Origin of the sequence: Maricaulis sp. (genome assembly GCF_030149515.1) — a bacterium.
Classification (GTDB): domain Bacteria; phylum Pseudomonadota; class Alphaproteobacteria; order Caulobacterales; family Maricaulaceae; genus Maricaulis.
The window spans coordinates 1-22,457 of sequence record NZ_JASBRI010000003.1 but is presented as its reverse complement, the minus strand read 5'-3'; the positions used below and the strand labels follow the sequence as shown (position 1 = coordinate 22,457).

Sequence of the window (22,457 nt, the reverse complement as noted above, 5' to 3'; positions counted from 1 at the left end):
CGGATGGGTGCGGCTAGAAGTCGTAGCCGAACTCCACGCCCCAGACCCGCGGTTGGCTGATCGTGGCGAAGGGCGTGCCGAGCGTGTCCGCCGTGATGTTGTTGACGCCTTCGACATACCGGTTGTCGAACAGGTTGTTGACGAAAACGCTGACGGTGATGTCCTCGTCGGGTGAGATCCAGCGGGCTCTCAGATCGGTCCGGTTGCGGGCCTCGCCGGTGGCGAAGGCGTCATAGCCTCCGCATGTGCCCTGCAGGACCGACTGGCTGTTGCAGCGGGTTTCGCCGCGATAGGCGTGATTGGCCTGCAGCACGATTTCGCCATGCTCCGCCCAGTCGAACGTATAGTCGGCGCCCAGGGCGATGTTCCAGAAAGGCTCGCCGGTCGGTTCGCCGGCGAGGTCCGCGCCATTGTTGTCGACCCGGCGCTTGTGCGTGGAATCGAGCCATTGCGCACTGCCGCTCAGGCGCAGCGTGTCGGTCGCCATCCAGTCCGCCTCTATATCGACGCCGACGGCCTCGTCGTCCGACGTCTGGACGAGGTATTGCGGCACGCCGCCCCCCGTGGGCACGACCAGCCGGATCGACTGCTTGTCTTCGTAGACATAGGAGAAGGCCGAGACGTTCAGCAGCAGGTCCGGGTTCAGGAAGTCCGACTTGAAGCCGACTTCCCAGCTGGTCACGGTCTCGTTTTCGAAACGCGAACCGACCTCGACCGAATTGTAGCCGCCGGCCTTGTAGCCCTCGGTGAAGGAGCCGTAGATCATGACATTGTCGGTGAGGCGGTAGTCGATCACGACGCGCGGGCTGAGATTGTTCCAGCTGTCCTCCATCACACAGGCGACATTCTCGGCGACATTGACGCCATTGTTGCAGACCACGCCGGCCAGGGGCGACAGGTCGAAGACGAAGTCGAACTGGAAGTCGGCCGGGGAGGCGCCGGCAAGAGCCAGGACGCCGGCACCGTCCAGCAGGGCAAGGGTCTGGTCGAGCGTGCCGGCTTGGCGGCCGCCATTGAGCCAGCGGAAGGATTTTTCGTCCTCGGTATAACGGACACCCAGGGTGAGGTTCATCCGGTCGGTCACCGACCAGATCATGTCCCCGTACAGCGCGCGGGCGGTGAACTCGCCCTCATTGTACATGCTCTCGTCCCAGCCATGGCCGAGCAGGGTTGCCGGAACGCCGAAGGGAACCAGAAGACCGTATTCCAGATCGGTAAAGGGCGTGCCCAGGCCGAGATTGCCCAGCACCGTGTTCACCGTGTCGGTATAGGTGAAAGTGTGGGAGGTCTGCTGCGCAGTCTCGTCATAATAGCTCGCGCCGATCAGCCAGTCGACATGACCGCTGGTCCCGGCCAGGCGGAACTCCTGGTAGAAGGCCTCATTGTCCTCGACATTGTTGGTGTCGAAATAGGTTTCGATGCGATTGGTTCCGTCCTCATCCTCGCGATTGCGGGTCTGGAATTCGCGATAGGAGGTCAGCGAGGTCAGGGTCATCGCGCCGATGTCCTGATTGACCGTCAGCGTGGTCTCGGACAGTTCCCGCGATTCGCCGTTCGCCACGACGTCGTTGCGGATCGGCGCGCTGAACGGGTCGAGGAAGGCCGTGCTGTCGGCCGGGATGGGCGGCGTTCCGGGTGCCGGCGGCAGGGACACGATGCCGATCGCCGGACGCGCATCCTGATCGATACTGTCGCGGCTGTGGCGCAGCAGAATCTCGGTAGAGGGCGTGGCATCCCAGCGAACCGTAATCCGGTCGGCCGTGGCGTCTTCGCGGCGATAGTCTTCGCCGGTGTCCGCGTCGGTCAGCCAGCCATCCGCCTGATTGAGCAGAACATTGGCGCGCACTGCCAGGTTATCGGTGATGGGCAGGTTGAACATGGCTTCGGTGCGGATCCGGTTGTGGCTGCCCAGACGCACGCCCAGGCGCCCCTCAAGCTCGTCGCTGGGCGCGCGTGTCACAATGGAGACAGCGCCGGCCGCCGAGTTGCGGCCGAACAGCGTGCCCTGCGGCCCCTTGAGGACCTCGATCCGCTCGACATCGTTGAAGGCCAGCAGGGAAGCGCCCGAGCGTGCGGCGTAGATCCCGTCGACATAGATGCCGACCGCCGGATCGGTGCCGACCCCGAAATCGCTGGTCGTGATGCCGCGAATGGAATAGCGCGGCTGTGTCGGGCTGCCGTTGGAGACGTCCAGACCCGGCACGAAGGCGTCCAGATCGCCCATATCGTCGGCCGCCACGGCGTCGATGAATTCACTGTCGAGTACCAGGAGCGATATCGGTACGTCTTGGGAGGATTGTTCGCGCTGCTGTGCGGTCACAACGATGATGTCGTCCGGCTCGGCGTCGCCCTGGGCCAGCGCCGGTGTCATGGTGATGGCCGCAACCGTTGTCGCCAGAAGCGCACGCAGCCCCTGGCGGCCGGGTGAATTCGAGAATTTCATGTTTCCTCCGCTGGGCAAATGCCCGTTTCCGGACCTCCGGCTTTTTGCCGGTTAATCCGGTTCTCCCCTTGGAATATCCCTCTTGGAATCCCAGATAAACGAAACTGAATTATTTTCTGTTTTGCAAGTAGTGTTGGCGGAACAGGCGCGACCGGGACGAATCCGACGCAAATGGGTCACACTTGTCTTGGTGACGGGATGTGTCAGTTTGCAGAGTAATATCAACGAGGCAGAGCGTGAACGAACGAGCTCCGGCAGAGAATGTGGATCTGGCGCGGCGGGCGGAGCCCCGGCAGAAGCGCTCCGAGGCCCGAATCCAGAAAATCGTCGAGGCAACCAAGACCCTGCTGGAGCGGGGTGAGGGGGATGCAATCACGACTTCGGCGGTTGCCGCCGAGGCCGGTGTGCCGGTCAGCTCGGTCTATCGCTACTTCCCCAATATCTATTCGATCCACCGCACCATTCTCGAGGAGTTCAAGGCCGAGACCGACCGGATCGTCACCGAACGGCTGGCCGACCCGGGCGACATGGATTGGCGGGTGAGCCTGACGGGCATGATCACCGGGCTGCGCGAACTGATCGACAGCAATCCCTCCTATGGGGCCGTCTTCCGTCTGACCCTGACGGCCCACGAATTGCGCTCCGTCCGTGAGGACTGGAATCTGCGGCTGGCCAGCCGCCTTGCCGAACGCTGGCGCAACGGGGCCGACGGTTTCAGGAACGGCGATCCGGATCTGGTTGCGCGCATGGCGGTGGAGATATATTGCGCGGCGGAAATCCTGGTGTTCGAGGAACGCGATCGCGAGCGGGCCCAGGCCTGTTTCGGCGAAGCGCTCACCGCGCTGGAACGGTATCTGAACGCTTACCTGGAATAGGCGTGAGCCTCTCTACGGCCCGCAATCGCCGTCCAGGCTCGCGATCCATTCCCGGATCAGTTCTACGCCTTCGATATGAACGGTCGAGCGGCCGAGCTCCGGCATCATCTGATCGGGCCGGATATTGTCCATCCGGAACAGCAAAATGGAGTCGTCCGGATTGCCGGGCACGATGTCGTAGCGCCGGTTGCCGGTGCCGCTGCCGGCCGCGATCGGCGGTTTGCACCGTCCCAGGGCGGGGCCGTGCGGGGTGCCCGGATCAAGGTGCAGGCCGGATGTGTCGGCCGGGCCGATCGCGCTGTGACAATGGGAACAATTGGCGTCCAGATAGGCACGCGCACGTCCTTCCAGCGGCGCCGTGACATCGCTCCAGTCGGCATTGCGCGGCGCGTCGGCCGGAGCGGGCGAGCCGGTGAGGAAACCGACGGCCGCGAGGTGATCCAGCTGATTCCGCGTACCGCCCGGATACTCGAAATCGCGGTTGAGATGACGCGGTTTCGGACCGATCGGCGCGATCTCGCGAGTGTTGGAATCCGGCGCGTGGCAGCTGGCGCACTGATTGACGTCCGGCATGACATAGTTGAATGCCTGCCGTTCGCCGTCCTCGCCGGCCAGGATCAAGGGCACGATATCGCCCACACGGTGCAGGATCGCCTCGCTCTGATCCTCCCTCCAGCGATAGGGAAGGGCATCCCAGCCGTCTTCGCGGTGAACCAGGATACGGGTTTCGATCAGCTGCACGCGTGAGAGGTCGAGCGTGCCGCCGGCGGCCAGGAGGCTGTGGCCGTCGCCCCTGCCGACTTCACCGGCCGTACCGGTGCGGGGGTAGTAGAAGGTCTTGGTGATCACCGTGCCGACCGGAAAGTCCAGCGCCTCGCCTTCCCGGTACTGGGCCTGACGGCCCTGCGGCATCCAGATTGTGCGCAGTTTCAGGGCATAGTCGGTAAAGAGCGGCGTATTGAGGTCGTAGACCACCACATTCTCGCCCACACGGAGTTCGCTGCCCGTGACATGCACCTGCCCCCATTCAGACAATAGTTGCGGATTGGCTGCGGCATGGAAGCGCGGCGCGGGCGCAGTGTCACTGCAGCCCGCAAGACCGCAGACCAGGATGACGGCAAGGCGTGCAAACCAGGGCATGGGAAATCCGTCTAGTCGGCGAAGGCCAGTGCAACCGGGGCCAGGCCCTCGTGCGAACAATTGAATGCGTCGGTATCCAGTCTCGGCGAAGCGAAACCGTTCGGACCGTCGGCATTGAGCACTTCCACCGGATCCTGCACGCAGATACGCAGCGCGTCGGGCAGGCTGCCGTTTTCCAGCTTTGCGTCGTCGATGAAGCCGTCGAACAGGACATCCGGGAGGGAGCCGTTCAGGCCGAACATGGCGACTTTCAGTGCGGTCAGGTCCAGCCCGTCGGGCGAACCGCCGCCACCGGAATAGGTGTTGTCGTGAATCCAGATCGCTTCCGGATAGGGGTCGAAATCGGCCTGCGCCGATGAACCCGAATATCCGGTCGAATGCAGGCTGGAAATAATGATGTTGGCGGTGTTGTTGTCGGAGATCCGGTTGTTGAAAATCTCGACCTGGTCGTTGGAGTTGATGACGATGCCCGACCCCGCCGGGACACTGGCGACCGGGGTACCGGCATGGCCGAAATTCTCGGTATTGTTGGCAAAGACGTCATTGTCATACACGCGCGTATGATAACCCGGCTGGGGCAGGTTGGGCATGTTGAAGACCAGGATGCCGCCGGTGTTGTTGGTGGCCGTGTTGCCGTAGACGTCGGCGCCGATGCAGTTCTCGATCTCGATCCCGGCGACATTGTATTCGGCGCGGTTGTTGCGCACGATCACATTGCGAGACTGGACCACATAGATGCCGGCGTCAGACGCGCCGATGGCGACGGTGTTCTCGACCAGGACATTGGTGGTCTGCACGGGGTAGATGCCGTAGGCGCCATTGTCGGTGGAATAGCCGTTCGTCCATTCCACGCGCACGCCGCGGATGATGATGTTCTCGCCGCCATTCACCTTCAGCCCGTCACCGATCGTGTCCTCGATGGCGAGGTTCTCCAGCGTGAAATTGTCGGCGGTGACGATGAGGCCTTCTGCGCCAGCAACCTGGTCCTGGAAGTTGAGGATGGTCTCGTCCATGCCGGCACCGCGGATGGTGACGCCGTCGACATTCAGGCTCAACGAGCGATCAAAGCTGTAGACGCCGGCGGGAATCTCGATCACATCGCCGGGCCGGGCATCGATCAGCTGTTCCAGCAGGACCGACTGGTAATCACGATCGGCGCCCGAAACATCGCGCGCCTCCTGTCCGCCATTTCCGCAGGCGCCCAGCGCCAGGGCGGCCGCACCTGCAATCATGATCCGCAACATCGTCATTCTCGTCTCCCCGGAGATCGCCAGCGTCTGGCCGTGTAGGTTTGGCACAAGGTTTTTCACATTCCGCTGAACGTGACAATCAGAAACAGAAACAGTTTCCGATTTATGTCAGTAAACAAGACGGCGGGCCGGCGTTCCGGCCCGCCTGTGGCGGGGAGGCATGCCCTCGCCGCTGCCCGCTAACAGCGTTCAAGCCGCTCCCGGTCCTCGCGGTCCGCCGCCGGGCGTGCCCGGGCCGCCCTGGCGCCGCGCCATGAAGGCGAGTTTTTCGAACAGCATCACATCCTGCTCGTTCTTCAGCAGGGCACCGTGCAGCGGCGGGATCAGCTTGCGCGGGTCGCGCTCGGACAGTACGGCCGGATCGACATCCTCCACCAGGAGAAGCTTCAGCCAGTCCAGCAGCTCGGATGTGGAGGGCTTCTTCTTCACGCCCGGCACGTCGCGGATCTCGTAGAAAAGCTTCAGGGCGTCCGACAGCAGCCGGCCCTTCAGGCCCGGAAAGTGGACCTCGACGATCCGTTTCATCGTCGCCTCGTCCGGGAAGGCGATGAAGTGGAAGAAGCAGCGGCGCAGGAAGGCGTCCGGCAATTCCTTCTCATTGTTCGAGGTGATGATGACCACGGGGCGGTTTTCCGCCTTTACGCTCTCGCCGGTCTCGTAGACATGGAATTCCATCCGGTCGAGCTCCTGCAGGAGATCGTTGGGGAATTCGATATCCGCCTTGTCGATCTCGTCGATCAGCAGCACCGAGCGCTCCGGCGCCGTGAAGGCTTCCCACAGCTTGCCGCGGCGGATGTAGTTGTCGATGTCGTGGACGCGGTCGTCGCCCAACTGGCTGTCGCGCAGGCGCGCCACCGCATCGTACTCGTAGAGCCCCTGGCGGGCCTTCGTCGTCGATTTGATGTGCCATTCGATCAGCGGCATGCCCATGCCGCGTGCGACCTGTTTGGCCAGCTCGGTCTTCCCCGTGCCCGGCTCGCCCTTGACGAGCAGCGGACGCTCCAGAGCGATGGCGGCGTTGACCGCGGCGCTCAGTTCGTCGTCAGCGACGTATTGATCGGTACCTTCGAAACGCATGAGGGCCCCCTTAGCGCGATTGGTCGCATGTCTCCAGAGGTCAGCCTCCGTTAAGACCGTATACGCACATTCGACAATGCCGAACTATTGCAGCAAGTCCCAGCTCAGCGGCGTGCCGCGCTTGACGGATCGGTTGACACGGCGGCCGAGCACGACGTCGAAATACTTCGGCGGAAGACCGTGGCCGGGCCGGATGCGGCGCAGGTTTTCCGGCGTCAGCGTGTCGCCGGCCTGCAGGTCTTTTGCGATATAGAGGGAGCGCCGCCGCCGCCGGCTGCGGGCTTCCTTTTCGGTCGCCGGGCCGTAGTGGATCTTGCCAAGGGCCTGCCACGCACGCTCGGTTTCCGTCACCAGGCTCGAAAGTTCCGCCGGCTCCAGAGAGAAGGTGGAATCGACGCCGCCACCGGCCCGGTCGAGCGTGAAATGCTTCTCGATCACGCTCGCCCCGAGGGCGACGGCGGCGATCGCCGCACCGACCCCCATCGTATGGTCCGACAGGCCAGTCTCGCAGCCGAATAGATCGCGCATGTGTGCGACGGTGCGCACATTCGTATCGGCGGGAGAGGCGGGGTAGGTGCTGGTGCATTTCAACAGCACAATGTCGGCTGCACCGTTTTCCCGCGCGGCCGAAACCGCTTCGTCGATCTCCGACACGGTTGCCATGCCGGTGGAAATAATCACTGGTTTGCCGGTCTGGGCGACGCGCCGGATCAGGGGCAGGTCGATACACTCGAAGGAAGCGATCTTGTAGGCCGGTACGTCGAGGCTTTCCAGGAAATCCACGGCGCTTTCGTCAAAGGGCGAGCTAAAACAGGCTATGCCGTGGCCTTTGGCACGCGCCATGATCGGTGCGTGCCAATCCCAAGGCGTATAGGCCCGCTCGTAGAGCTGGTGCGCGCTCTGTCCCTTCCAAATCGAGTCAGGATCGGAGATGAAGAATTCGCCCTCTGCGAGGTCGAGCGTCATTGTGTCGGGCGTGTAGGTCTGCAGTTTGAGCGCGTCCGCACCGGCCGCCGCGGCCGCATCGACCAGCGCAAAGGCACGGTCGAGGGACTGGTTATGATTGCCGGACATCTCGGCGATGATGTAGGGACGCTGGTCCCGGCCAATCTGGCGTCCGTCGATCTGCATGTCTCAAGGCTCCGGATCAAAAATGGGTGCGGTCAGAACTCGCGCATTGTAGGCAGGGGGCGGGCGGGGTTGCCGAAGACGCGCTTGCCGTCCGCAATATCCTTGACGACGACGGAGCCGAGCCCGACATGGGCATCCTGACCGATGCTGCAATGCGCTGTCACCGTCACCCCGGCGGCGAGGCGCGTTCGGTCGCCGATACGAACGCTGCCCGTCAGTACGGTTCCGGAGGAGATGAAGACCTCCCGTCCGATCGCGCAATTGTGTCCGACATTCACATGATTACCAATCTGTGCACCGGCACCGATCTCGGTATTGTCGAGAATACCCCGTACGATAGTCGTATGCGTGCCGATCGCCGCGCCTTCACGTACAATCGCCTTGCCCATATGCGGGAAGAATAGCGGGGACCCGTCCGGCCGCTTGTGAAAGGACAGGCCGTGCGTGCCGATGGCGACATGCGCCTGTACGGTGACGCCAGCTTCTAGAATGCTGGCGCCCGATATGTAGGCGAAGGCGCCGATCCGGCAGCCGCTGCCGATCCGGGCGCCAGCTTCGATCACGGCATGGGCGCCGACGTGTATATCATCGCCCAAGAGTGCTGCGTTGCCGATACGGGCCGTCGCGTCGATGGAGGCTTCAGTGTCGTCCGGATTGAGTCGGTGGAGTGCGTCGATGAACCAGCCGCGCGGATCGGCGACCTGAATGAAGACCCGTCCGGGGACCGGTGCGGGGGCGTCGCTGCAGACGATGACGGCGGCCCGAGATGCGAGGATACGGCTCCGGCCCACCTCCCCGCCGAAGCGGCAGAAGCTGATGGAGGTCTCGTCGCCGCGATCCAAGGCGGCTGCGCTCGTGAGTACGGGGTCCGCTTCGCCCACGAACGTGCCGGATGCGTCCATTTGGGCGCATAGCTCGGACAACCGCATCGGCTGTGACAGCGGATAGCGCTCCGGATCGCTCATGACGGCTGTTCCTTCGTTTCCCCGACACCTTCCGGCCGCAGCAGGCAGCGCTCGACGGCATCGGCGACGCGCGTGACACCATATCCGTCAACACCGGTTTCGTAGAGCGCCCGTGTTTGCCGCGCGCGCAGCGCAGGCGCCTGCATTTCGCGGAAAGCATTGGCCAGCATGCGTGGGACGAGCGCATCGATCTCGCCGAGGTAAAGCGCTGCGCCGCGCCGTGCCCAGGCCCGAGCCGGCTCGACCTGGTTGTCGGCAATCGCTAGCAGTATCATGGGTAGTCCGCAGGCGGCGGCTTCCAGCGTGGTGGTGCCCGACGCAGTGACCGCAAGATCCGAAACTAGCATGCATTCCGCGATCCGCATCTCGTCGACCCTCAGATCGATCCGGTCCCGCCGCCCCGCGGCGAAATCCTTGACCCAGTTCAGCTCTGGATTGCCGCTGCCGACGGCGAGCGTGAAACGGCAAGTGTCGTCTGCTTGTGACAGCAGGACGGGAAGACATTTCCGGAATGCCCCTCGATCGGATCCGCCGCCGAAACTAACGAAGACCCGGTCGACCCGCTCTTTCGTGATCCTTTTCTCGAGCCCCCGGAACTGGGGCCGCAGCAGGGCGTGTTCCAAACCTACCAGCAACTTCGTTTCGGGGCCGCGCTCAAGGCGCCGGAAGGCGGTCGGATCGGCCGCCGCATTGGCGCAGAAAATGAGATCGGCCAACAGCGGCCCGGCAGGCTGTCCGATAAAATGTAACCAGCGTACGCCCCGCGATTTGAGTAGGGACTGATATTCGCCGTCTGCGCCGGGGTGGTCGATGATAAAGGCACTGACACCGACGGACGCCGCGAACTCCATCAGCTCCTTCACATCTCGGCGTCTGCCGTTCCAGCCCGACGCCCGCTGTAGCCGGTCAAAAGGTGGCGGATCGTCATCATTTACGCTATCCGGCAGATCGCCATAGATGGCCGTCATGTGGCCGCGCCGTCGGAGTTCGTTCGACAGCTGCCTACAGCGCATCAGATGGCCGAAGCCAATCCTCGCGTTTGCGTCACAACGAAAGACGATCATCCGAACGTCCTCTGAGCACTTGGAAAGCCAGCTCGGCACGAATCCAGTCTTCTGGCGTGTCGATATCCTGCACGAGATGGCGCGGCAGGACCCAGGGGCGAGAGCCCGGACCGAACATGGGCTTGCCTTCCAAGAAGGCGTCGGCACGGCCCCAGTAGAATTGCCCCGCATCATGATAAGCTTGTTCGAGGTCCTGCGAGCGGGTCTTGAGGTGTTCGGGCCAGATCATTTCCATCGAGCCGTCATCCGTGATCCGCAGGGCACGAAGGATGGGATAGGGGAAGGTAGTGCAGGAGAACACGAAGTCGGCTCCGGTCTGGATGAGCTCCTGCTTGCTACTCCGAATCGTGTCGGCGCCGAGCAGGGGCGCTGTCGGATAGATGCAGCACACGTGTTCGACCGGGCCGTGCAGGGCTTGTACCTGTTCGATTGCGTGGACCATGACCGGACGGGTGGGGACTTTGTCGTGCGAGAGTTCCGCCGGCCGGCGGAATGGGACTTCCGCGCCGTGGGCCTGCGCGATGTCGGCCACTTCGTCATCGCCGGTGGAAACGATGACGCGGTCGAAACTGCCGCTGGCGAGGGCCACCTCGATCGGCCAGGCGATCATCGGTTTGCCGGCGAAGGGCCGGATATTCTTCCTCGGTATGCGCTTGGAGTTCCCGCGGGCGGGGATCACAGCGAGTGCCAAACTGTCCTCCGCAAATCTGGATAGCAGCCGATTCTGCGGGGTCAGCCGTAGAAGTGTTTCACCAGATCGCCAATAGTGGCGACTCGGCCCATTTCCTCATCGCTCATCGAACGGCCGGTTTCTTCCTCAAGATCCCCGATCACCGTGAACAGATCGAGACTGTCGATGGACAGCTCGTCGATCATGGTGTTGGCCGTCGCGTCCGGATACTCCTCCTCTGCGACCTTCTCGATAATGGCGATGGTCGTCTTGATGCCTGCGTCATTCATCTCAGGATGTCCTCCTCATCCAGGCGGTGCCCCAGGACAGGCCGACGCCGAACCCTGTGGCCAATACGGTCTTGATCTCGCAATCCTTCAGTCGCGGTTTCAAAAGGAAGGGGATGGAGGAGGAGACGGTATTGCCCGTCTCCCCCATCTCAATTGGAACTTTCGTCACATCGAGGCCGAGTTCCTTTGTAATCTCCTCGACGATTGCCCGGCTGCCTTGGTGCAGCAGTACCGTATCCACCTCATCAAGCGACAGGCCATACCGTTCCGTGAACTGACGGATCGCCAGAGGAACTGTCTTGCGCGAAAAGCCGAAAATCGTGCGGCCGTTCATGGCGATGCAGTTGGCGCTGCGCTGCAGAGCGGACGCATGATTGCCGTTGGTTCCAAGCTCCGTTGCGACGATCTCGAGTTCGGCCTCGTCGCGGCTCAAAACCGTGGCCGTCGCGCCATCGCCGAACAGCATCTGCGTGTTCACATCGCCTTCCCTGAGTTGGGCTCGGTATTGGTCCGAGGTGACGATCAACCCTTGGTCCAGTCGCAAAGCTTGCATCATGGCTGTGGCTATGGAGAGAGCGTAAACATAGCCCGAACAGCCGAGGCCGACGTCGAAGCAGGCACTTGAGGTTGGCAGACCCAGCCGGTCCTGTAGTATTGCCGAATTATGCGGCAGGCCGCCGAAATCCGGATTTTGGCTGACGAAAATCAAGATGCCGATCCGCTCCGGCGCGATACCGGCTTCTTCGATCGCCTCGCGGGAGGCGGCTTCGCCCAGCGTGACCGCGGTCTCCGTATCGTCGGCTTGCGGTAGCCAACGAGCGCCGATCCTCGTATCGAGGAATTCCGCATCCTTCCCGAAGGTCTCCGCCTGGCGGACATTGTCGACGCGGGCTGAACCGAGCCGGGTGCCGATGGATCTGATCCAGGTCCGCTGCGATGTCATTCCTGCCTCCCGATAAATTCGATCCCGCCCCAAGGCTTCCCGCCGGCGAGGATGGATGCTGCCACGAATCGGTCCGCCGTCAGACGGCGGACGCGAAGTTCCAGTTCGGTGCCAGCTGGCGGTGTCTCGCCATTCCGGGTCAGGCGAACGAACCACCATTTGCCGAAAGTGGGCGCCACCGTCCGGCACAGCAGCTTCATCATGCTGGTCAGATGTTCCTCGAAGGTTAGCGTATGGATCTGTTGCGTCCTGACCGACTGCGCGCCGGCATCTACCTCGCATTGCGGCCAAAGGGCGCCCTCGTCGAAGGGAAGATCGGTGCGCAGCACGGGCAGGGGAGCCGGGAAGATCGCGAAGGGGAGTTCGCCGCCGTCACCCATGGAAAAACTGCCTGTGGCGCAGAATTCCGCCGATGCGCCCTTGGCGAGCTGCGGCTCCGCGAAGAGCACGCCGCGTGACACCAGGGGGCGATGAAACTCGATGCGGCGGAGGGCGGCAAGGCCGGGCGTTTCGGTGGCGGTCCCTACCGCGAAAGTCGCGATATCCGATCCGTGTACATAGTCGCGCCCGCCTTTGAACGCGGCCGCCGAGCCGTCGAGCATCCGGATAAGGTGCTGGCTGGGCATGGCCGGTATCCCGCTTAACCGTTGTGCCCGGACGCCAGAGAGGCGAGTTCGCAGGCGATGCGCGTGAACGTATTGTCCCAGTCCTGGAACCCGTTGCCGAAGAAGGAGCGCGTCTGCGGGTACCAGTGCTGACGGTCCGAGCCGAGCAGGGTCCAGGTCGAGGACCGGGCGTGGATGAACCAGACCTTGCCGCCGCAGGCGGCCGCGAGGTTGGAGGTCGCGTTCATCGGGCCGAGAACCAGATCGCAGGACGCGGCCAGGGCGGCGACCTTGTCGAGGTCCATCTTCAGGTCGATATCGCGCGGCTGGTGAATGTCGACGCCGAAGCGTTCCCGTGCCAGGGCCAGTTCGTCCTCGACCTGCCCGTATTGCAGATTGACGAAATCGACACCCGGCGTCTTCAGAACGCCCTCCCAGGCATCGAAGGCCGAGAAGAATTTCGAGCGCTGGGCATCCATGCGCAGGGATTTCCAGAGGATACCCACCTTCAGGCCGTTGCCGAACGTGTCGAGCTGGGCCTTGAACTGATCCAGATATTCCGGACTGGCCTTCAGGAAGCCCGGCTCCTTTGGGAAACTGTCCAGTGTCGGGCGGAAGGCGCGCAGCGGGGTCGCCATCGGGGTCCAGAAATCCGCGCCGGCGTCCAGCTTGGGCGTGGTGCGGATTTCCCGCCCCTCGATCGTGGCCGAGAGGTGGTTACCGACGACCGCTTCGGGGAAGGAGCGTCCGACGATCGGCATGAGGCGGTATTCACAGGCAATACGGAGCTGGCCGTCCGGTCCGATCGCCTCGAGCATATCCTTGACGATGTTCATGAAAAGAACCTCGTCACCCAGGCCCTGCTCGCCGACGAGCACGACGGTCTTGCCCCGGATCTCGCCCGGGTCCACACCGTCCCACATCGGCATTTTCATGGAAAACAGCGTTGCCTGGGCGCGGTTGGGGTCGAGGCGCGCCTCGTTGGCTGCCCAGCCTTCCGCGATCCGGCCGGCGGCCAGAAGCACCATGGACCGGCCATGACGCATGGTCGCCTCTTCCATTTCGTCGGCAGGGTCTTTCAGCGCTTCCTCATAGTGCGGCAGGGCTTTTTCCGGCTCGCCGAGCAATTCGTAGACATTGGCCATATTGTTGTGGGCCCGGCCGTATTCCGGCTTCAGGCGAAGTGCCTCGAGATAAAAGGTGGAGGCCTCCTCGGGCTTGCCGCTGTCATTGATCACGGTGCCCATCGAGTTCCAGAGCTCGTAGCTCTCCTGATTGGCGTAGATCGCCGTGCGCAGGATCTCGATGGCTTCCTCGAACTTGCCCTGGTCGCGCAGCACACCCGCCAGATTGATAATGCCATCCGTCTTGTCCGGCGCCAGCCGGCATTCGATGCGGTAGAATTTTTCCGCCGCCTCCAGCATGTCCAGCTTCCAGGCGACCAGGCCCAGCTTCTGGTAGATTTCCGCATCGTTGGGATCGAGCTCCCAGGCACGCTGGAAGAAGTCGAGCGCGCGCGACAGCCGGCCCAGGCGGTAGAGCATCAGCCCCATGACATGATTGGTCAGGGCGAGGTCCGGGGCCAGCTGGACCGCCTTGAAGGCAATGCGCGCCGCGTCGGAATGGGCGTTCTCGGCGGAAAGTTTGAGTGCCCGCTTGGCCTGTGCGACGACCTTCTGGTACTGGCGCCGCTTGCTCTCGGGGATCCGGACAAGCTGGGCATCGACCTTCAGTGCTTCACGTCCCAGGGGGACCGCGTCGCGCGCTTCGTTCCGGACGATTTCGGCGTCAGCCGAGAGTTCCGCGTCCAGGTCCAGGGCCGGGGCGTTTTGCATCATGATCCAACCTGTCTCGATTTTGCGCCCGATCGCATGGGATTCGCTTTAAGAACTCGCTAACGTCAAGTCCGGCGGCAGGCGGAACAGGCGGAAACGATTTCTTCACTCCACATTGCCAACCTGCCGCCGTTACGTGTCGTGACCGCCTTGTGCGCAACGGAGTTTGCACATGCCCCTGAAAATCTCGCTCAAGCCCGGCGAGAAGTTTGTCCTCAACGGGGCCGTTATCGAAAACGGCGACCGGCGGGCCAACCTGGTTCTCAAGAACAAGGCCGCAGTGCTGCGCGAAAAGGACATTCTCCAGGAAGCGGATGTGACGACTCCTGTTCGGCGGATCTATTTCCCGATCATGATGATGTATCTGTCGGACCGGGCGGACGACAAGCTTTACGACGAATTCGTGCTCCGGATGAACGAGTTCATGGGTGTCGTTTCCAATCCTGAAGTGCTTGCGGTGTGCGTTTCTGTGAGCCGGGATGTCATGGCAGGCGAGCACTACAAGGCCCTGATGGGCTGCCGGAAACTGATGAAGTACGAAGACGAGAGACTGGCCTGATGTCGCTTCAAGCTTACCAGAAGACAAGTCAGCGCAGCGAGGATCCGCGCGCGACGGAGTATCGCCTCTTCGCGCAGGTCACACGGGCGCTGATGGCATCCAAGGACCTTCCGATGGACGATATCAAGGGCCGGGCGGAGGCGATCGACTGGAACCGCCGGGTCTGGAGTAATCTGGCGCTGGATTGTGCCAGCCAGGACAACAAATTGCCGGAAAGCCTGCGTGCGGCGATTATTTCCCTGTCCATCTTCGTGTCCAAGCACGGCACCGTCGCGATGCGTGATCCGGAAGCCGTGGACGATCTCGTGGATATCAACCGGACTGTGATGCAGGGTCTGATGCCCCAGGCGAATGCCGGAGCGGACGAGCGGGCCGTCGGGTAGGAATTGCCGCCCCGGCAAAAACCGGCAGGCAGGATCGGGCGCTTCCGTCGGGAGGCGCCTTTTTCATATTATAATCCATTGAAACTTAATGCTGAATTTTCCTCCAGCAACGGCACGGCGCTTGCGATGCAGTGCGCGGGCAAAACGTCCGCAGCCGCAGAAGTCGGCTTTGACTGCTTCCAGAATGGAGGACTTACACAATGACACTTTCTGTCAACACCAACGCTGGCGCCATGATGGCGCTGCAGAACCTCAACAAGACGAACATGGACATGAACCAGGTTCAAAGCCGCATCAATACCGGCCTGGAAGTCGCCGGCGCAAAGGACAATGGCGGTATCTACGCCATCGCCCAGCGCATGCGTTCCCAGGTGAACGGTTATGGTGTGGTGGGCAATTCGCTCGACCTGGCCACGTCTGTCACCGATGTGGCACTCGCCGCCGGTGAAGCGATTTCCGATCTGCTCGTCGAAATGAAGGAAAAGGCCCTGGCTGCCTCCGACGCGTCGCTCGACTCGGCGTCCCGCACCGCCCTGAATGAAGACTTCAAGGCGCTGCGCGACCAGGTCACGACGATCACGTCGAATGCCGAATTCAACGGCACGAACCTGATCAACGGGTCCGTGACGTCGATTTCGGCCCTGGCCAATGCCGACGGCTCCAACACGATCACCATCTCCGACGTCAACATGACGCTCGGCGGCGGTACCGTGACCGTGGCTGCGACGGCTTCGTTCGCCACGGCTGGTGACGCGTCCACGCTCGTCACCACGATCGAGACTTCGCTGGATAACCTGAACTCTGCGCTTGCCAAGCTCGGCACGGCTTCGAAGTCGCTGGAGGTGCACAGCTCCTTCACGAGCAAGCTGTCCGATGCGCTCGAGCAGGGAATCGGCAATCTGGTCGACGCCGACCTGGCCAAGGAAAGCGCCCGTCTCCAGTCGCTGCAGGTCAAGCAGCAGCTGGGTGTGCAGGCGCTCTCTATCGCCAACCAGGCGCCGCAGACCATTCTGTCCTTCTTCGGGTAAGTTCGTCCAGGTCGGGACCGCGTTCGCGCGGTCCCGACATTTTTTCTGCACATTCAGCGCTGGCGCTTCGGCATGCCCGAATTCGGCAATTAACTCATTTTTAAGCATAAATTTTTGCCGACCGGCAAAATTTTCCTGCCGGTTTGGCGTCCTGGGGCGGCAATTTCTGCCCAGCCGCATGTGCGCAATAGTTACCGCAGATGGCGGGAATGCATCCGATGCACGCACCGAATCAGGCGGGGGGTGATTAACCAAGCCAGTCAAGGCGCAACTGGCCCCGGCCTTGCTCTTCATGGGGACGGGTCAGAAGACCTGTCGGGCAAAACGCCCGGTACAACACCAGAATGGAGAGGGCCAAGAAATGGCTACCATCAACACCAATGCCGGCGCCATGGTTGCGCTGCAAAACCTCAATCAGACCAACAAGGACCTGCAGCAGGTTCAAAGCCGCATCAACACCGGCCTGGCCGTGTCGTCCGCGAAGGACAATGGCGGTATCTACGCGATCGCCCAGAAAATGCGTTCGGACGTCAATGGTTATGGCGCCGTCCGCAACTCGCTGGATCTCGCCCAGTCGACCACGGACGTGGCCCTGGCTGCCGGTGAAGCGATCTCCGACCTGCTGGTCGAGATGAAGGAAAAGGCCCTGGCCGCTTCCGACACATCGCTCGACTCGGCGTCCCGCACCGCCCTGAATGAAGACTTCAAGGCGCTTCGCGACCAGATCACCACGATCACCGCCAATGCCGAATTCAACGGCACGAACCTGATCAACGGTTCCGTGACCTCGATCTCGGCCCTGGCCAATGCCGACGGCTCCAACACGATCACCATCTCCGACGCCAACCTGACGCTCGGCGGCGGTACAGTGACCGTGGCTGCGACGGCTTCGTTCGCCTCGGCGGGCGATGCGTCCACGCTTGTCACCACGATCGAAACCTCGCTGAACAACCTGAACGCTTCGCTCGCCAAGCTCGGCACGGCGTCGAAGTCGCTGGACGTTCACAAGAGCTTCGTCGGCAAGCTGTCCGACGCCCTGGAAAAGGGTATCGGCAATCTGGTCGATGCGGACCTGGCGAAGGAAAGCGCCCGCCTCCAGTCGCTGCAGGTCAAGCAGCAGCTGGGCGTGCAGGCGTTGTCGATCGCCAACTCGGCTCCCAGCACGATCCTGGGCTACTTCCGTTAATCGCGGGATGGGATGGCGGGGCCTCGGGCCCCGCCGTCCGCCTTCCGCGCCTGACGCGAGTTTTTTTGAGGCACTGGCGACCTTATCGTCAGCGATGAAACAATGGCAGAGACGGGGTTCAATCCAAGACCGGCACCGGTGGCAGGCTACACCGAGAGCAAAGATGTCCATTCCGACCGCCTGCGCGAGACCGCGGCGCGGGTCGAACCGCTCGAGAAGGCCGACAGGCCCGCCGCGGCGTCGGACAATCGCGAACATCGGGCCGCCGAGATCGAACGCCTGGCTCACGACGCCCTGAACAATTCCCGCCTGAAAATCCTCCAGGACGACACGTCCGGCGACTATGTCTATCTCATGGTCGACCAGGATACCGGCGAAACCGTACGCCGCTGGCCCCCCGAAAAATACGCCGACCTGATGGAATACCTGCGCACCCGAACGGCTGGCCTGGTCAACCGCATGGCCTGACCCCGGCGCTCGCCATCATGTCGCACCGGGGCTCCTGGCGATGCCAGGGGCCTTGTACGGGGGATGATGCAGCCCCCTGATCCAGACCAATTCCAACGCCCTTCCAGCGCCAAAACAGACGCGACGCCACACATAAAAATACCCCGGCAGCCTTCGCTCGCTGCCGGGGCCGTCATTTCACCGTTGGACCTTGCCGGCTACGAGCCGGTCACCGCTGAGGTGAAGTCGGCGCGGGTTTGGCTGAGGACCACGGCGTTGGCGTCCTGGTCGAGGGCCGCCTGACTGCTGGAGACGGCGTGGAGCCGGCCTTCGGCCGCAGCGTCCGTGGCCGCGCTGGCGGCGGTACCGGTTTCGGCCATGGCGTCGCCGTCGACGCGGACCATCACGCGGTCGTCCTCATAGCGGTCGACATGGCCGACATGATAGCCGTCACTCGTATAGACGCGCACGCGGGCATGGCGGTCGCGGCGCGGCAGGGTCGTGCGCGTACCCATGCGGGTGTGCATGCTGCCGTGCACGCTCGTGCGGTCCCAGTGGTCGGCGCTGACGCGGGACCAGGCGCGGGTATTGGCGTCGAGTTCCTGGCGCAGGCGCGCCGAGGCGTGCGTACGGTTATAGTCCGGCAGGCTGGAGCCCAGACGGCCCATGAGTTGGGTGTTGAGGGCCAGTCCGCTGCGCTGGTCGACGAGCACGTCGGAATTGAGCAGACCGTTCGACTGGATCCGCGATGTGGTGTCCAGCTGGCCTTCCACCGTACCGGTCACGTCGACCACCTGGGCCGGGGTGATCCCGGGGGCGCCTGCGGCCAGCGCCGCGGCCGCGATGGCTGTGGTAAGGCTGGTGGTTGTGAGCGTAAAACGCATGATCGTCCTCCCTTTGTTGCATCAGGAGCAGGGGCCGGGCCCGAAGGCCCGCCTGTTGTCTGAAAACGCATGAACGGGGCGAAGGTTCCATTGGAGCGGGCAAATACGGGACGGCCGGGGGTGGCGTCCGCGCCGGTCTTGCCGCAACCCGGCAAAACTGACCTACCGGTGGCGCATTGCTCGGCAATCCACGACGTTTCCCGTTGTGGGTGAAAACTGAGCCTATGTATAATAATTTGAAATATAACGAGTTATGCGATTAACCAAAACCGGCACGTCTCTTGCGCCTGTAAGGACGAACCGCTGCCGGAAGGGCGGCGCTACGGACTACGCGGGAGAATGTCGCATGACGATGAGTGTTCACACCAATATGGGCGCGATGATTGCGCTCCAGAACCTCAACAAGACGAATGACGAGATGCAGGGCGTCCAGAACCGCATCAATACGGGTCTGAAGATTGCCGGTGCCAAGGACAATGCCGCCATCTATGCGGTGGCCCAGGGCATGCGTTCGGATATCGGCGCCTACGAGGCGGTCTCGACCGGTCTGGACCGTGCGACGACGATTGGCGATGTGGCCCTCGCTGCCGGCGAGTCGATCTCGGACCTGCTGATCCAGATGCGTGAAAAGGCGACGGCGGCGATGGACCCCTCGCTCGATACCTTTTCGCGTTCGGCCTACGACGCCGACTTCAAGGCGCTGCTGGAACAGGTGCAGGTGATCATCCAGAATGCCGAATTTGACGGCGCCAATATTCTCGATGGCTCGATCACCGGCGGGATCGAATTCCTGGCCGATGCCGACGCGGCCCGCACCGTCACGCTGAAGACCCAGGACATGAGTGTGGGTGGCGCGATCATCACCTTGGCGGCCACGGCCAGCCTGGGCTCGGTCACCCTGGCCACCAATGCGGTGACCGCGATCAAGACCAGCCTGGAGAACGTCAACCAGGCGCTGGCCAATCTCGGTTCCGACGTCAAGAAACTCGAATCGCACGGCAATTTCGTCGACCGTCTGATGGACAGCCTGACCAAGGGCGTGGGCGATCTGGTCGATGCCGACCTCGCGGTCGAAAGCGCCAAACTTCAATCCTTGCAGGTCAAGCAGCAGCTGGGCGTGCAGGCGCTGTCGATCGCCAACTCCCAGCCGCAGACCATCCTCAGCCTCTTCCAGGGCTAGTTATTTTCCGGGCTTTGGTCCCGAGCCCGGGTTACAGTCTCCACCACCACGGCGCGGCCTCCGGAATTCCGGGGGCCGTTTCCGTTGGAGCGACTCATTCCATGATCGCGCTGTAGCGGAGCCGAGCCGATGCCCAGATCTTTCCTGCCCTATGGCCGCCAGGCCATCGACGACAGCGATATCGACGCCGTGGTGGACGTGCTGCGCGGCGACTGGCTGACGACCGGACCGGCGGTCGACGCCTTCGACACCGCTTTCGCCGCCGCGGTGGGAGCGGAACATGCCGTATCCTGTTCAAACGGGACCACTGCCCTGCATCTGGCCCTTGCGGCGCTGGGTGTGGGCGAGGGCGACAGTTGCATTGTGCCGGCGATCACCTTCATGGCGACGGCCAATGCGGCGCGCTATTGCGGCGCTGAGGCCGTCTTTGCTGATGTGGATGCAGAGACCGGGCTGATGACGCCGGACACACTGGCCGAGGCACTGGAGCGTGCGGACGGTCCCGTGCGGGCCGTGCTGCCGGTCCATCTGGCCGGCCAGTGCGAGGATCTCGAAGGCATGGCCCGGCAGGCGACATCGGCCGGGGCGGTGCTTGTCGAGGATGCCTGCCATGCCGTGGGTACGGTCTTTCGCGGGGCGCCGGTAGGCAGTTGTGCATGGTCGGCAGCGGCCACGTTTTCCTTCCACCCGGTCAAGACGATCGCCGCCGGCGAAGGCGGGGCGGTTACGACCGATGACGCAGAGGTGGCGGCCCGTCTCCGGCGCCTGCGCAGCCATGGTATCGAGCGCGATCCCTCCAGGCACCGGCGCCGGGCGGGCGAGCCCTGGTGGCATGAAATGCAGGCGCTGGGCTGGAATTACCGGCTCAGCGACATCCAGGCGGCACTGGCGCTGTCGCAACTGAAACGCCTGCCCGAATTCGTGGCACGGCGGCGGACGCTGGCGCAGGCCTATGACCGGGTGTTCGTGGACATGGCGCCCCTGGTCCAGCCCTTGGCGCGAACCCCGGACTGCGAGCCCTGCCTGCACCTTTATCCGGTGCGCATCGATTTCGAGCGTGCCGGCATCTCCCGCGCCGGCGTCATGACGGCCCTGCGCGAGCGCGGCATCGGTACCCAGGTCCACTACATCCCTGTACCGGATCAGCCCTATTACCGGGATCGTTACGGCGCGGCCTGTCTCCCCGGAGCCGGACACTATTATGCGCGCACGCTGTCGCTGCCGCTCTTCGTGGGAATGGACGATGAGGATCCGTTACGTGTGGCGGCCGCGCTGGGCGAGGCGCTGGGCCTCTAATCCAGCCCGCTGGCGGTGCGCACCTGCCAGGTATCGGTGTATTGCTGGAAGGTGACCGCCTGGCCGTCCACGATGGTCCAGACATGCACGAATTGCGCGTCGATGGCGTTGCCGGTCTCGCGGTGGGTCCCGGTATAACGGCCCATCACAGCGACCTCATTGCCGTCCACGATCATGGTGTCCGGTGTGGCAGCGAAGCCGTCCCAATCGGCACCGATACGGCCGAAGACTCCCGCCATCACCGCGTCCGGCCCTTCGTAGGGATTGCCGTCTGCATAGGGAAAATTGTCGGCCTCGTTCCAGACGATGTCCGCGCCCAGACGGGCCGTGAAGGCCGGAATGTCGCCAGCCGCAAAGGCCGCATAGATACTCTGCACCACCGCTTCGGCACCGGCACTGGCGCGGCTTTCGTGGTGTTCGGCACTGGCCAGGCCGCAGACCAAGGCGGTGGCTGCGGCGGCGGTCAAAACGGTTTTCATGATACCCCTCCCGATGATCGCTGGAGGCTAGGCGTGCCGGGAGTACTTGTCGACCGATGATTGGGTTCAGGCCGCGGCCGCTTCGCCGATCAGCCGCCGCAGCGCCCGGCCGCCGAGTTGTTCGGGATTGGTGTTGGAGGCGTAGTGGAAGCCGTCGGGCACGAGATGGCCGCCGGTGGCCAGATAGCGCGCCATGATCCGGGCGCCATGCGCCGGCAGGATGGCATAGCGGTCTTCCAGTTCGACGGTGGTGCGGCTGTCGTCTTCCGGGATCATGACTTCGTGCAGTTTCTCGCCCGGACGGATGCCGACGATCTTGTGCGGCAGGTTCGGCGCCATGGTGCGGGCCAGTTCGGCCGTCGACATGGAGGGTATCTTGGGCACGAAGATCTCGCCGCCGCGTGCCATGGCGAGCGAGGACAGAACGAAATTCACGCCCTGTTCGAGCGTGATCCAGAACCGCGTCATGCGCGGATCGGTAATCGGCAATTCGTTCGCGCCCTCGTCGATGAGCTTGCGGAAGAAGGGAATGACCGATCCGCGCGAACCGACCACATTGCCGTAGCGCACGACGGAGAAGATCGGGCCGCCATCGCCGCCCATGTGCTGGGCCGCCGTGAATATTTTATCCGCGGCCAGTTTCGAGGCGCCGTAGAGATTGATCGGGTTTGCCGCCTTGTCCGTGGACAGGGCGCAGACATGCGACACCCCCCGCTTGATCGCCGCG

23 protein-coding genes are annotated in these 22,457 nt (G+C 63.1%); 8 read left to right on the top strand and 15 right to left on the bottom strand.

Going from position 1 to position 22,457, the window contains the following annotated elements:
- Nucleotides 1-13: 13 nt before the first annotated feature.
- Nucleotides 14-2,443: a TonB-dependent receptor gene (locus tag Q1U94_RS01585; RefSeq protein ID WP_300541251.1), complete on the bottom strand. Its 2,430-nt coding sequence runs from the start codon at nucleotides 2,441-2,443 to the stop codon at nucleotides 14-16.
- Between the two features lie 236 nt (nucleotides 2,444-2,679).
- On the opposite strand from Q1U94_RS01585, the gene Q1U94_RS01580 reads away from it, so the two are divergent.
- Complete coding sequence (locus tag Q1U94_RS01580; RefSeq protein WP_300541249.1) at nucleotides 2,680-3,318, top strand: TetR/AcrR family transcriptional regulator; 639 nt, start codon at nucleotides 2,680-2,682, stop codon at nucleotides 3,316-3,318.
- A gap of 12 nt (nucleotides 3,319-3,330) precedes the next feature.
- Here Q1U94_RS01580 and Q1U94_RS01575 read toward each other — a convergent pair whose 3' ends face one another.
- The 11 genes from Q1U94_RS01575 to Q1U94_RS01525 form a co-directional block, all read right to left on the bottom strand.
- On the bottom strand, nucleotides 3,331-4,458 hold the full coding sequence (locus Q1U94_RS01575) for an SO2930 family diheme c-type cytochrome (protein ID WP_300541247.1): 1,128 nt from the start codon (nucleotides 4,456-4,458) through the stop codon (nucleotides 3,331-3,333).
- Nucleotides 4,459-4,469: 11 nt separating this feature from the next.
- Nucleotides 4,470-5,708, bottom strand: coding sequence for a parallel beta-helix domain-containing protein (locus tag Q1U94_RS01570; protein WP_300541245.1), 1,239 nt, complete (start codon nucleotides 5,706-5,708; stop codon nucleotides 4,470-4,472).
- A gap of 189 nt (nucleotides 5,709-5,897) precedes the next feature.
- The gene (locus tag Q1U94_RS01565; RefSeq protein ID WP_300541243.1) at nucleotides 5,898-6,785 is read right to left on the bottom strand and encodes a MoxR family ATPase; all 888 of its coding nucleotides are present in this window, start codon (nucleotides 6,783-6,785) and stop codon (nucleotides 5,898-5,900) included.
- Between the two features lie 84 nt (nucleotides 6,786-6,869).
- Entirely contained in the window at nucleotides 6,870-7,916 is a 1,047-nt protein-coding gene (pseI, locus tag Q1U94_RS01560; protein ID WP_300541241.1) for a pseudaminic acid synthase, read from the bottom strand.
- Between the two features lie 32 nt (nucleotides 7,917-7,948).
- Entirely contained in the window at nucleotides 7,949-8,881 is a 933-nt protein-coding gene (locus Q1U94_RS01555) for a hypothetical protein (protein WP_300541239.1), read from the bottom strand.
- Nucleotides 8,878-9,849, bottom strand: a complete 972-nt coding sequence (locus tag Q1U94_RS01550) for a glycosyltransferase (RefSeq protein ID WP_300541237.1) — start codon at nucleotides 9,847-9,849, stop codon at nucleotides 8,878-8,880. The genes Q1U94_RS01555 and Q1U94_RS01550 overlap by 4 nt, the downstream gene beginning before the upstream one ends.
- Before the next feature lie 76 nt (nucleotides 9,850-9,925).
- Nucleotides 9,926-10,636, bottom strand: a complete 711-nt coding sequence (gene pseF, locus Q1U94_RS01545; RefSeq protein WP_300541235.1) for a pseudaminic acid cytidylyltransferase — start codon at nucleotides 10,634-10,636, stop codon at nucleotides 9,926-9,928.
- Between the two features lie 41 nt (nucleotides 10,637-10,677).
- The gene (locus Q1U94_RS01540) at nucleotides 10,678-10,905 is read right to left on the bottom strand and encodes a phosphopantetheine-binding protein (RefSeq protein ID WP_300541233.1); all 228 of its coding nucleotides are present in this window, start codon (nucleotides 10,903-10,905) and stop codon (nucleotides 10,678-10,680) included.
- Between the two features lies 1 nt (nucleotide 10,906).
- Nucleotides 10,907-11,848 (bottom strand): ketoacyl-ACP synthase III, encoded by a 942-nt coding sequence (locus Q1U94_RS01535; RefSeq protein ID WP_300541231.1) that lies wholly within the window; start codon nucleotides 11,846-11,848, stop codon nucleotides 10,907-10,909.
- Nucleotides 11,845-12,450 carry a hypothetical protein gene (locus Q1U94_RS01530; RefSeq protein WP_300541230.1) on the bottom strand — a complete coding sequence of 202 codons (606 nt, stop codon included), beginning with the start codon at nucleotides 12,448-12,450 and terminating at the stop codon, nucleotides 11,845-11,847. The genes Q1U94_RS01535 and Q1U94_RS01530 overlap by 4 nt, the downstream gene beginning before the upstream one ends.
- 38 nt (nucleotides 12,451-12,488) lie before the next feature.
- Nucleotides 12,489-14,291 (bottom strand): tetratricopeptide repeat protein, encoded by a 1,803-nt coding sequence (locus tag Q1U94_RS01525; protein WP_300541228.1) that lies wholly within the window; start codon nucleotides 14,289-14,291, stop codon nucleotides 12,489-12,491.
- Between the two features lie 169 nt (nucleotides 14,292-14,460).
- Between Q1U94_RS01525 and flbT the strand changes: the two genes are divergently transcribed.
- The 5 genes from flbT (at nucleotide 14,461) to Q1U94_RS01500 (ending at nucleotide 17,912) form a co-directional block, all read left to right on the top strand.
- Nucleotides 14,461-14,847 carry a flagellar biosynthesis repressor FlbT gene (flbT, locus tag Q1U94_RS01520; RefSeq protein WP_300541226.1) on the top strand — a complete coding sequence of 129 codons (387 nt, stop codon included), beginning with the start codon at nucleotides 14,461-14,463 and terminating at the stop codon, nucleotides 14,845-14,847.
- Nucleotides 14,847-15,230, top strand: a complete 384-nt coding sequence (gene flaF / locus Q1U94_RS01515) for a flagellar biosynthesis regulator FlaF (RefSeq protein ID WP_300541224.1) — start codon at nucleotides 14,847-14,849, stop codon at nucleotides 15,228-15,230. Before flbT ends, flaF begins: the two co-directional genes overlap by 1 nt.
- Nucleotides 15,231-15,430: 200 nt before the next feature.
- Nucleotides 15,431-16,258 carry a flagellin gene (locus Q1U94_RS01510; protein WP_300541222.1) on the top strand — a complete coding sequence of 276 codons (828 nt, stop codon included), beginning with the start codon at nucleotides 15,431-15,433 and terminating at the stop codon, nucleotides 16,256-16,258.
- Nucleotides 16,259-16,619: 361 nt separating this feature from the next.
- Complete coding sequence (locus Q1U94_RS01505; protein WP_300541221.1) at nucleotides 16,620-17,444, top strand: flagellin; 825 nt, start codon at nucleotides 16,620-16,622, stop codon at nucleotides 17,442-17,444.
- Nucleotides 17,445-17,546: 102 nt separating this feature from the next.
- Nucleotides 17,547-17,912: a flagellar protein FlaG gene (locus Q1U94_RS01500; RefSeq protein ID WP_300541219.1), complete on the top strand. Its 366-nt coding sequence runs from the start codon at nucleotides 17,547-17,549 to the stop codon at nucleotides 17,910-17,912.
- A 197-nt stretch (nucleotides 17,913-18,109) separates the two neighbouring features.
- Here the strand turns inward: Q1U94_RS01500 and Q1U94_RS01495 are convergent, their stop codons facing one another.
- Nucleotides 18,110-18,775, bottom strand: coding sequence for a hypothetical protein (locus Q1U94_RS01495; protein ID WP_300541217.1), 666 nt, complete (start codon nucleotides 18,773-18,775; stop codon nucleotides 18,110-18,112).
- A 346-nt stretch (nucleotides 18,776-19,121) separates the two neighbouring features.
- On the opposite strand from Q1U94_RS01495, the gene Q1U94_RS01490 reads away from it, so the two are divergent.
- Together Q1U94_RS01490 and pseC are read left to right on the top strand one after the other, a co-directional pair.
- Nucleotides 19,122-19,955, top strand: a complete 834-nt coding sequence (locus Q1U94_RS01490; protein WP_300541215.1) for a flagellin — start codon at nucleotides 19,122-19,124, stop codon at nucleotides 19,953-19,955.
- Nucleotides 19,956-20,084: 129 nt separating this feature from the next.
- Nucleotides 20,085-21,251 carry a UDP-4-amino-4,6-dideoxy-N-acetyl-beta-L-altrosamine transaminase gene (gene pseC / locus Q1U94_RS01485; RefSeq protein ID WP_300541213.1) on the top strand — a complete coding sequence of 389 codons (1,167 nt, stop codon included), beginning with the start codon at nucleotides 20,085-20,087 and terminating at the stop codon, nucleotides 21,249-21,251.
- Here the strand turns inward: pseC and Q1U94_RS01480 are convergent.
- Nucleotides 21,248-21,730: a nuclear transport factor 2 family protein gene (locus Q1U94_RS01480; protein WP_300541211.1), complete on the bottom strand. Its 483-nt coding sequence runs from the start codon at nucleotides 21,728-21,730 to the stop codon at nucleotides 21,248-21,250. The two genes, pseC and Q1U94_RS01480, sit on opposite strands and share 4 nt — an antisense overlap.
- A gap of 66 nt (nucleotides 21,731-21,796) precedes the next feature.
- A partial coding sequence (locus Q1U94_RS01475) for a polysaccharide biosynthesis protein (protein ID WP_300541209.1) occupies nucleotides 21,797-22,457 on the bottom strand: 661 nt, incomplete at its 5' end.